This is a genomic window from Arthrobacter gandavensis, from assembly GCF_039528575.1.
In the GTDB taxonomy this organism is placed as follows: domain Bacteria; phylum Actinomycetota; class Actinomycetes; order Actinomycetales; family Micrococcaceae; genus Arthrobacter_B; species Arthrobacter_B citreus_B.
This window is the reverse complement of record NZ_BAAALV010000004.1, coordinates 112,385-121,795: the sequence shown is the minus strand read 5'-3', so window position 1 is coordinate 121,795 and position 9,411 is coordinate 112,385. Positions and strand designations below refer to the sequence as shown.

At 67.1% G+C, this 9,411-nt stretch carries 9 protein-coding genes; 8 read left to right on the top strand and 1 reads right to left on the bottom strand.

What is annotated here, in order from left to right:
* Positions 1 to 40 precede the first annotated feature (40 nt).
* The 6 genes from ABFX29_RS11880 to ABFX29_RS11855 are packed head-to-tail and all read left to right on the top strand — an operon-like array spanning position 41 to position 7,212.
* Positions 41 to 1,129 (top strand): ABC transporter ATP-binding protein, encoded by a 1,089-nt coding sequence (locus tag ABFX29_RS11880; protein WP_152229320.1) that lies wholly within the window; start codon positions 41 to 43, stop codon positions 1,127 to 1,129.
* The gene (locus tag ABFX29_RS11875; protein WP_246167721.1) at positions 1,126 to 2,940 is read left to right on the top strand and encodes an ABC transporter permease; all 1,815 of its coding nucleotides are present in this window, start codon (positions 1,126 to 1,128) and stop codon (positions 2,938 to 2,940) included. Before ABFX29_RS11880 ends, ABFX29_RS11875 begins: the two co-directional genes overlap by 4 nt.
* Positions 2,941 to 2,942: 2 nt before the next feature.
* Positions 2,943 to 4,433: an argininosuccinate lyase gene (locus ABFX29_RS11870; RefSeq protein WP_152229321.1), complete on the top strand. Its 1,491-nt coding sequence runs from the start codon at positions 2,943 to 2,945 to the stop codon at positions 4,431 to 4,433.
* A complete protein-coding gene (locus ABFX29_RS11865) occupies positions 4,430 to 5,371 on the top strand; it encodes a carbohydrate kinase family protein (RefSeq protein ID WP_152229322.1) in 942 nt (313 codons plus the stop codon). Before ABFX29_RS11870 ends, ABFX29_RS11865 begins: the two co-directional genes overlap by 4 nt.
* Before the next feature lie 9 nt (positions 5,372 to 5,380).
* Entirely contained in the window at positions 5,381 to 6,448 is a 1,068-nt protein-coding gene (locus ABFX29_RS11860) for an amidohydrolase family protein (protein WP_211372426.1), read from the top strand.
* Positions 6,445 to 7,212: a glucosamine-6-phosphate deaminase gene (locus ABFX29_RS11855; protein WP_211372427.1), complete on the top strand. Its 768-nt coding sequence runs from the start codon at positions 6,445 to 6,447 to the stop codon at positions 7,210 to 7,212. The genes ABFX29_RS11860 and ABFX29_RS11855 overlap by 4 nt, the downstream gene beginning before the upstream one ends.
* 55 nt (positions 7,213 to 7,267) lie before the next feature.
* On the opposite strand, the gene ABFX29_RS11850 is transcribed toward ABFX29_RS11855, so the two are convergent.
* On the bottom strand, positions 7,268 to 7,642 hold the full coding sequence (locus tag ABFX29_RS11850) for a VOC family protein (RefSeq protein WP_152229323.1): 375 nt from the start codon (positions 7,640 to 7,642) through the stop codon (positions 7,268 to 7,270).
* A 115-nt stretch (positions 7,643 to 7,757) separates the two neighbouring features.
* Here ABFX29_RS11850 and ABFX29_RS11845 point away from each other — a divergent pair, with 115 nt between their 5' ends.
* Positions 7,758 to 8,624 carry an aldo/keto reductase gene (locus ABFX29_RS11845; RefSeq protein WP_152229324.1) on the top strand — a complete coding sequence of 289 codons (867 nt, stop codon included), beginning with the start codon at positions 7,758 to 7,760 and terminating at the stop codon, positions 8,622 to 8,624.
* A gap of 44 nt (positions 8,625 to 8,668) precedes the next feature.
* Positions 8,669 to 9,370 (top strand): type 1 glutamine amidotransferase domain-containing protein, encoded by a 702-nt coding sequence (locus ABFX29_RS11840; protein WP_152229325.1) that lies wholly within the window; start codon positions 8,669 to 8,671, stop codon positions 9,368 to 9,370.
* Positions 9,371 to 9,411 lie beyond the last annotated feature (41 nt).

The following is a 9,411-nucleotide window of genomic DNA, read 5'->3' as shown; positions in this document are numbered from 1 at the left end:
CTCCCCCAACCTTCACCCCCTACCCCTGCGGAGAGCAGCCATGACACGAGTCCTCCTCGAATCGATCGAAAAACGGTACCCGGGTGCCGCGCCTTCTGTGGCAGACCTCAACCTCACCATCGAAGACGGAGAGTTCTTCACCCTCCTGGGCCCGTCCGGGTGCGGTAAATCCACCACCCTGCGCATGGTTGCGGGGTTCATCCAGCCCTCCCGGGGGCGGATCCTCTTTAATGACCGCGATGTCACCAACACCGCCCCCAACCGCCGTGACACCGGCATGGTCTTCCAGAACTATGCCCTGTTCCCGCACATGACCGTGCGCGCCAACGTGGGCTACGGCCTCAGCGTCCGCCGCACCGCGCGGGCTGAAAAGAACAAGCGGGTGGACCGGGCGCTGCAGCAGGTAGGCCTCGAAGGCTACGCCGACCGCCGCATCGACATGCTCTCCGGCGGACAGCAGCAGCGTGTTGCGCTGGCCCGGGCCCTGGTCATCCAGCCGTCGGTCCTGCTGCTCGATGAGCCGCTTTCGAACCTCGACGCCAAGCTGCGCGAGGAAACCCGCGCAGAAATCCGCGGAACGCAGAAGGCTGCAGGCATCACCAGCATTTACGTCACCCATGACCAGGCCGAAGCCATGGCCATGAGCGACCGCGTGGCCATCCTTGAATCCGGGCGGCTGCACCAGGTTGCCCCGCCGCGGGAGGTCTACCACCGCCCGGCCACCTCCTTCGTGGCCCGGTTCATCGGCCGTTCCAACGTGCTTGAATGCACCGTGCTGGAAGCCGGCACCGACTCCGTACATCTCAAGCTGGCCGACGGTTCGGTGCTGCGTGCCCCGCGGGTGGCCGGAACAGTCTCCGGCAACGCCGCCGCCGGCGACACGGCCGCGGTGAGCCTGCGCCCTGAATCCTTCACCATGCACACGGACGCCGGGGGCGAGAGCCGCCCGGGCACACTGCGCGGAACGGTCAAGACAGCTGAGTTCACCGGCGCAGTGAACGTTTACGAAGTGGACTGGAACGGCAAGGAACTTGTGGTTTCCGTCCCTGACTCAGAGGACCGGGCGCAGCCCGGGGACCGGGTCACCCTGTTCCCGCATCCGGACCGGGTCTGGCTGGTAGCGCCGTGACCGGGCTCGCCGCAAGACTGCGGAACCGCAGCGGAACCACGTCCTCCGACCGGTTCATCTACTGGCTGGCCATTCCGCTGGTCCTGGTGCTGGCGCTGTACATCGTGATTCCGATGTTCGCCACGGCACGCACCAGCGTCGACGGCGGAATGGGCAATTACAGCGGCTTCTTCGGTGGCAACTCCGGCCGGGCCCTGGGCCTCTCCGTAGGCATCTCCGTGGTCTCCGTGATCACCACCGGCGTCATCGGCACGGCACTGGCCGTGCTGCTGACCCGCTTCGACTTCCCCGGCCGCAACGTGCTGCGCCTGTTCGCGATGCTGCCCATGGCGCTGCCGCCGCTGATCGGCGCGGTCTCCTTCTACTTCCTCTACGCCGAAAGCGGGATCCTGCCGCGCTTCCTGGCACAGTACTTCGGCGCCGACCCGGGAGCAGTCTCCGCCAACGGCGTCCTGGGTGTGCTCCTGGTCCACACCATGACCATGTACCCCTACTTCTATTTGGCGGTCTCCTCCGGCCTGGCCGGTTCCGACGCTTCCATGGAAGAAGCCGCCCTGAACCTGGGGGCCAGCCGCTTCACCATGTGGCGCACGGTGCTGCTGCCCATGCTCACCCCGGCCCTGGTATCCGGCGCCCTGCTGACCTTCATGGTCTCCATGGCGTCCTTCACCGCACCGCAGTTCTACAACGTGCAGACCCTGACCATGCAGATTGTGGCCTCCCGGACCTCCGGCGCCTACGAGCTGGCGGCTGCCCAGTCCACAGTGCTGTCCATCGTCTCCATCCTCTTCCTGCTCGCGATGCGCTGGTACCAGAACCGGCGGGTGCACCGCAGTGCTTCCAAAGGCACTCCGCAGGCCGTTAAGGTCATCCACGGGACACTCCCCCGGCTCGGCGCAGGCCTCGGCTCCGCCGTCCTGGTGCTGATCCTGATGGCACCGGCAGCCGTGATCGTGCTGCTGGCCTTCACCGTGGACGGCTCCTGGACCGTGCAGATCCTGCCCAGCCAGTACACCCTGGGGAACTTCTCCCGGATCTTCACCGACCCGGCGACCCTGCGTCCCATCCTGGTGAGCAGCCAGATGGCCTTCATCGCCATGATCGCGTGCACCGTGGTCGGCGTCATTGCCTCCTGGGTAGTCACCCGGTGGAAGGGCCCGGGCAAGGGACTGCTGGACGTGATGGTCATGATTCCCTGGGCGCTGCCCGGCACCGTCGTCGGCGTGAACCTGGTGACCGCTTTCGCCAGCCCCTCGCCCTTCAACCTGGGCCAGGTCCTGATTGGTTCGCTGTGGATCCTTCCGGTGGCCTACTTTGTGCGGTTCCTTCCGCTGGTCTTCCGCTCGGCGAACGCTGCCCTGGCCCAGATCGATCCCTCCGTGGAAGAAGCCGCCCGCAACCTCGGTGCCGGCCACTGGCGGGTGCTGCGCACCGTGACGGTTCCGCTGATGTACCGCGGCATCCTCGCCGGCGCCCTGATGGCCTTCATCCAGGGCTTCGGTGAGTACGTTGCCTCCGTGGTGATCTACCCGGCACGTTTCGCGCCGTTGTCCGTGGAGATCTACAACCGGATCTACTCCAACGAGTTCGGTACCGCCGCAGCGTACGGCACCCTGCAGATGGGCCTGATCCTGATTGTCCTGATCATCTCCCAGCGGCTTGAAAACCCGGGCAGCGGCGGCATCGCCAAGATGCTGCGCCGCCGCCGCCGTCCCACCGTGGAGACTCCGCTGGTTGGCCCCATGCCTCCCACGGCCACCCCGCTGCCGATTCCCTCTTCCGCCGCCCCCGACCTGAAGCCGGTGAAATAAGCATGACTACCCCCTCCCGACCGCTCCTGACCGACCGCCCGGACCTCTCCGTCTACTGGGACAACCACCTCCGTGATGCCTTTGAGGAGGCTGCCGCCACCATCTATCCGCCCATGGTGGAAGCCTCCCTGGCACATGTCTGGATGCTCGACGACGAGGGCATCCTGCCGCGGGAGCGCTCCGCCCGGCTGGAGAAGGGCCTGCTTGAACTCTGGGAGCGGATCACCGACGGCCGGCAGGAATACAGCTTCGACGGTTCCGTGGAGGACCCGTACTACTTCATGGAACAGCAGCTCGCCGCGGCCTGCGGCATCTCCACCTCGGAGCTGGACGTGCAGCTGGCCCGCAGCCGCAACGACCTGGATGCCGGAGCGTTCCGCATGGTGCTCCGGCGCCAGATCCTGGACCAGGCGGACCTGGTGCTCCAGAGCGCAGCGGATGCTGCTGAGCTGGCGCGCCGGCACGCCGACGCGCTGATTATCGGCTTCACCCACCGGCGTCCTGCCCAGCCCACCACAATCGGCCATGTCATGGGGGGCCTGGCCGAAGCCCTGCTGAGCCAGGGACGGGAGCTGCTGGACGTCTATGCGGAGATGAACGTCTCCCCGCTGGGCTCCGCGGCGTTCACCGGATCCGACGTGCCGATCAACCCGCAGACCGTCGCTGACCTGCTGGGCTTCGATTCAACGTTCACGTCTAGCTACGAGGCGGTGGCCGGAGCGGAGCACTTTATGCGCCTGGCCGCCGCCCAGGCCCGGATCTGCGCCACCGGTGCGCGTTTCTCCCGGGTACTGCTCGAATGGATGACCTTCGGCTGGGTCGCCACCCCGGATGCCTACACCCAGGGCTCCTCGATCATGCCGCAGAAGAAGAACCCCGTGGTGCTGGAGCACATGGTCTCCATGGCCGGTGCCGCCGCCGCGGACATGTCCGCCACCTACGCGAACATCAACTCCGGCTGGTACGAGGATTCAAACAACGCCACCACCGATGTGCAGAAGCACCTCTGGCGGGCCTCGGACCGGGTCATCCGGTTTGTGCGGATGCTGGACGGCCTGCTGGGCGAATTCACCGTGCTGCGGCTGCCGGACAAGGCGGAGATCGTCCGCTCAGGCGCCACCACCACGTCCGTGGCGGAAGCGCTGGCAGTCGCCGGCGTGCCCTGGCGCGGAGCGCACGACGTCGTCGGGCGGCTGTTCAAGTCCGCCGACCCCACAGCGTGGTCGCGGGAGCAGGTGACCGATGCCCTCGCCGCCGGGAACATCAGCGCTGACCTGGCTGACCTGGTGCTCGCCGCCGGAACCGATCCGGGACGCATCCTGGACCGTCCGCAGGCCGGCAGCCCCGGCATCAAGGCTGTCACCGCCACCGCGGACCTCGCAACGGAAGCCGCCCGCGCCCTGGCCGTCCGTGCCGCGGAACTGCGCGCCGGCATCGATGCGGCCCGTGCCGCCCTGCTGGAACGCGCACAGGCGCTGGCGGCCGCAGCATGAGCGGTGCGCAGGCCACCATCACCGTAGTTGGAAACACCAACCTGGACATCATGGTGTCCGGAGCAGCAGAACTCCCGGAGCCCGGAACCGAGGCGATCGTGCCGGGCATCGACATCCGGCTGGGCGGATCCGCGGGGAACCTCGCCGTCCGCTGTGCCGGGCTGGGACAGGAAACCGTCCTGGTCAGCAAGGTCGGAGACGATGCGTCCACCCGCCTGGTGGAACAGGAACTGGCCCTGCCCGGACTTTCGGCAGTGCTGGTGCGTGACGCCGGGCTGCCCAGCGGCATCACCGTCGCTGTGGAAGCACCCGGGCGGGACCGGGCGTTTATTTCCTCCCTCGGAGCGATGGCGGAGCTGACGCCGCAGGACGTTCCGGCCTCCGCCCTGGGCGCCGGAACCGTGGTGCTGGCCGGCTACTTCCTGCTGCCCAAACTGCGCGGGAACGCCGCCGTCGAGCTCTTCGCCGCAGCGCACGCAAGCGGGGCCCTCACCGTGCTGGACACCGGCTGGCCTGCCGAGGGCTGGACCGGGGAGGTCCGCGCGGAGGTCAACAGCGTGCTGGGCTCCGTGGACCTGTTCCTTCCGAACAGCGACGAGCTGGCCGGCCTGACCGGCAACCCGGACCCGCGGGCCGCCGCCCTGGAACTGGCCGCACAGACCTCAACCATGGTCGCCGCCAAGCTCGGTGCCGATGGCGCCGGGCTGGCCCTGCCGGACGGAACCTGGCTGCACTCTGCCGCCCGGCCGATCACACCGGTGGACAGCACCGGCGCCGGCGACGGGTTCAACGCCGCGTTCCTGGCCTGCCTGGCCCGCCGGGACTCACCCGTCCAGGCGCTGGCCGCCGCCGTCCGCTACGCCACCGATCTGGTGGCAACGGCCCCGGAGCGGCGCGGCGCCGTCGTCCTGCCCGAACCCCAGCCTCTGTCCCTGTAGGAGGAACCCGTGCACGTCTCCCGAATCGGGAACCGCCCTGTGGTGCAGGGCCTTTCCATCATCGATTTCCATCTGCATTTCCGGATGCCCTTCGATCCGCTGACCCGCTCACTCTCCGGCGGCCAGTTCGCCTGCGAGGAATCCGGCCCGGCCGCAGCGGACCGTGCTGCGAAGGTGGCCGGAATGTCAGCCCAATGGCGGCGGAGCTGGGACTTCGCCGACCCGGAAAGCACCGGGCAGGATGCCGGGTGGGAGGCTGAAGCTGACCGCTGGATCACCGAATTGGACCAGCACCACGTTGAGCACGCGGCATTTGTCACCGCTGGCGGGAACAAGGAAATGGCCGCTCTGGTGGAGCACGGCGCCGGGCGTTTCCTGGGCCTGGCTGCCATGGCGGACCCGTTCGCCCCCGGTGCGGTGGAGGATTTCCGGCGGTCGGTCCGGGACTTCGGGCTGCGCGGGCTGAAGCTGTTCGCACCGCTGATGTCCTCCCGCATCGATGATCCTGCGGCTGATCCGCTGTGGCGGGTGGCCGCTGAGTACCAGGTGCCCGTGCTGATCCACTTTGGGCACTGCGGCTCGGCCGGCGGAATCGCGCACAACGCCATGATTGAACCTGCCTGGCTGGAGGCCGTTGCCAAGCGGCATCCCGACGTGACCTTTGTGGTGCCGCATTTCGGGATCCAGCACGTGCAGCAGGTGCTGTTCCTCATGTGGGCCTGCCCCAACGTACTGGTGGACACTTCCGGCTCCAATCAGTGGGTGCGGTTCATGGCACAGAAACTGACGCTGGAAGACCTCTTCCGCCGGTTCTACGAAACGCACGGACCGGAGCGGATAGTCTTTGGCACTGATTCGTCCTGGTTCCCCCGCGGTTATGCCCGGCGGTATCTCGTGGACCAGCTGCGGATCTGCTGGGAAATGGGCATGCCGGCAGCTGATGTGCAGAAGATCTTCGGAGCCAATGCCGCCGGGCTGCTTGGCCTCACGGACTGGGCGCCGGCTGATCCGGAGCTGGCACGTTCCCTGTCCCTGGACCGGTCCGTGAACCGGTCCCTGAAGGGAGCCGCAGAATGAGCGTGCAGGTGCTGGTTGCTTCCTCCGTGCAGGACCTGGGCATGGCCGCAGCAGACGCCGTCCTGGACCGCCTGGCCGCACGCGCCAATCCCGTGCTGGGCATCGCCACCGGTTCTTCCCCGCTGCCGCTCTATGAGCAGCTGGCACGCCGGTCCCGGGAGCTGCCGCGGCTGCGCGGCTTCGCACTGGACGAATACCTTGGCCTCCCGCCGGGGCATCCCCAGAGCTACCGCGAAGTGGTGCGGAGGGAAGTCGTAGAGCCGCTGGGCCTGGACCCGGATGATGTGCAGGTGCCCAACGGCGCCGCCGCTGATCCGGAGCGCGCCGCCGCGGATTACGAGGAGTTGATCCGGGCCGCGGGCGGCATTGACGTCCAGATCCTGGGCATTGGCGGCAACGGGCACCTGGCCTTCAACGAACCCGGTTCGGCACTGGATTCCCGCACGCGCGTGGTCGAGTTGACAGCCAGCACCCGGGAAGCGAACGCCCGCTTCTTTCCCTCACTCGGTGACGTCCCGGCGCAGGCTCTGACGCAGGGCCTGGGCACCATCCGTGAGGCACGGTCCCTGATCCTGCTGGCGTCCGGTTCGGGCAAGGCAGACGCGGTTGCCGCTGCACTGACGGGCCCGGTAACGCCCCGGGTTCCGGCGTCGGTCCTGCAGCTTCATCCGGACGTGACCGTGCTGCTGGCCGGCGGCTCCGAGGCCGGGCTGGAACCCGGCAGTTACACCCTGGTGCGGGAAACAAGCGCCTCCGGACACTGACTCTTCCGGCTCCGGCCCTCGTGCCGGTGCTCCGCCCTCCGGCCCTGTACGCCTACTATGCGGGCAGGGCCGGCAGCTCCTGCAGGGACCACTGGTTACCGTCCGGATCGCTGAAGTACACGAAGGTTCCCCAGTCCAGCGGCGTCACCTCGCTTACCCCTGCCACCCCGCCGTCGAGCAGGTGCCGGCGGGCCTCGACGGCGTTCGGCACCACTATCTGGATGCGCTGGCTGCCGGGGACCATGTCCGTGGTTCCCTCCCCGATCACCACGGAACAGGCGGACCCCGGTGGCGTCAGCTGCACGAACCGCAGGGTTTCATCCACCCGCTGGTCATGGTCGGCCGCAAAACCCACCTGGTTCACGTAAAAGTGCTTGGCGGCGTCGACGTCCGACACCGGCACGGGAACGAGCTCTATTTTCCAGTCCATGAGCAGGAACCTACGCCCGGCCGGGAACCTGAAAAACACCCGCACGGACAGCTTTGGTCCGCATCTACGCAGACCCGATGGAATAAGCCTGCTTAGTATTGGGTTGTACCCCGACATGACTGAGCAGAGGAACAACACCTTGTCCGCAACCATCGATGTGAAGGATCTGGGCACCGTGAACCGGCTTGGCTTCGGTGCCATGCGCATTGTCGGCCCCGGCGTCTGGGGCGAGCCCGAAAGCCGCGGCACCGCCGTCGAAGTGGTGCGCCGCGCCGTTGAACTGGGTGTCGATTTCATCGACACGGCCGATTCCTATGGTCCCAACATCAGTGAAGAGATCATTGCCGAAGCGCTCTACCCCTACCCGGACGGCCTGAGGATCGGCACCAAGGCCGGGTTCGTGCGCACGGGACCGGACGAGTGGATTCCGCTGGGACGCCCCGAGTACCTGCGCCAGCAGGCTGAACTGAGCCTGCGCAAGCTGAAGGTGGACTCCCTGGACCTGCTGCAGCTGCACCGCATCGACCCCACCGTGGATGCCGAAGAGCAGTTCGGCGTCCTGGCCGAGCTGCAGAAGGAAGGCAAGGTCAAGGCACTGGGCCTGTCCCAGGTCAGTGTGGAACAGCTGGAGGCGGCCGAAAAGCACTTCACCGTCTCCACCGTGCAGAACCGCTACAACCTCACCGACCGTTCCTCCGAGGACGTGCTGGAATACGCCGCCGCCAACGGAATCGGGTTCATTCCCTGGGCGCCGATTTCCGCCGGCGAACTCGCCAAGCCCGGAGGCGTGCTGGACGACGCCGCCAAGAAGCTTGGCGCAACCACCTCCCAGGTGGCCCTCGCCTGGCTCCTGAAGCGTTCACCGGTCATGATGCCCATTCCGGGCACAGGTTCGGTGGCCCACCTCGAAGAGAACCTGGGTGCCCGTGACCTGGTGCTGGACGATGCCACGTTCGACGCGATCGACGCCGCCGCGCGCTAGCCGCGGTTCCCTCCAGCTACCCACCCCACTAGGAAGGACCTTCCATGAACAACATCCTGATGGTTGTCTCAGCCGCTGACTCCCTCACCATGAAGGACGGCTCCGAACACCCCACCGGCTTCTGGGCCGAAGAACTGGTTGAAGCCCACCGCACGCTGGTCGAAGCCGGTCACCGCATCACCTTCGCCACCCCCGGTGCCAAGGCCCCCACCGTGGATGCGATCAGCCTCCAGCCCGACCAAGCCGGTGGAGAAGAAAAGGCCGCACACCTGAAGTCCTACCTCGAAGAACTGCGTCCGGAACTGGATGCACCCATGGCGCTGGCCGACGTCGCGCCCCTGGAATACGACGCCGTCGTGATTCCGGGCGGGCACGGTCCCATGGCAGACCTGGCCACCGACTGGGACATGGGACGGATCCTGATTGCAGCCAATGACGCCGGCATGCTGATTGCCCCGTTCTGCCACGGCCCGGCAGCGCTGCTCAGTGCCGAAACCCCGGAAACCGGCTTCGCGTTCTCCGGCCGCAGGCTCACCGTCTTCACCAACGAAGAGGAACTGAACGGCGGCACCGGGGAAAACACGCCCTGGATGGTTGCTGACGCACTGGCTGAAAAGGGTGCCGTGGTCGATTCCGGTCCCGCCTGGGAGAGCTTCGTGGTTACCGACGGCAACCTGATCACCGGTCAGAACCCCCAGTCCAGCGTGGATGTGGCCCGCCAGGTCCTCGCCTCCCTGCCCAGCTAGATCTTTGGCAGACTAAAGCCATGACTGTCCTGATTGCCGGC